The 631-nt window shown below is 59.7% G+C and carries 1 protein-coding gene; it reads left to right on the forward strand.

Going from position 1 to position 631, the window contains the following annotated elements:
* Window positions 1-604: carbohydrate ABC transporter permease (locus tag X744_RS139715; RefSeq protein ID WP_023763245.1), on the forward strand; the 604-nt coding region annotated here is incomplete at its 5' end.
* Window positions 605-631 lie beyond the last annotated feature (27 nt).

A 631-nucleotide genomic window follows, 5' to 3' on the forward strand; every position in this document is an offset into this window, starting at 1 on the left:
GTCGACCGTCACGACAATCCTTTCGGTGATCGTTGCCGTCCCCGCGGCCTATGCGTTTTCGCGCTTCACCTTCCCCGGCCGGAACTTCCTGTTCTTCGCCGTGCTGCTGCGCAACATGTTCCCGGCGGTGATCTTTCTCGTGCCGCTCTTCATCCTGATGCGCGCGATCGGGCTGGTGAACACGCATGGCTCGCTGATCTTGACCTATCTCACGTTCGGCCTGCCCCTGGCGATCTGGCTGCTCAAGGGTTTTTACGACAACATCCCGGTGCAGCTCGAGCAGGCGGCGCGTATCGATGGGGCAACACGGTTCCAGGCCTTCATCATGATCGTGATGCCGCTCTCGACGCCGGGGATCATCGCCACCGCGATCTATTCCTTCATCGGCGCGTGGAACGAGTACATTTACGCTTACACGTTCCTCTCCAAAAATGAACAGTTGACCCTGCCGGTCGGCATCCAGCGCTTCTTCTCGGAAAACACCACGGACTTTCCGGGCCTGATGGCGGCGAGCTTCATGATGAGTGTGCCTGTCGTGGTGCTGTTCCTCGTCCTGCAGCGATACTTCGTACGCGCCCTGACAGAAGGCGCGGTCAAGCATTAGGGAGTTGCCGATGGCCCACGTGGTCCT

It is taken from the genome of Mesorhizobium sp. LNHC252B00 (genome assembly GCF_000502955.1).
Lineage (GTDB): Bacteria > Pseudomonadota > Alphaproteobacteria > Rhizobiales > Rhizobiaceae > Mesorhizobium.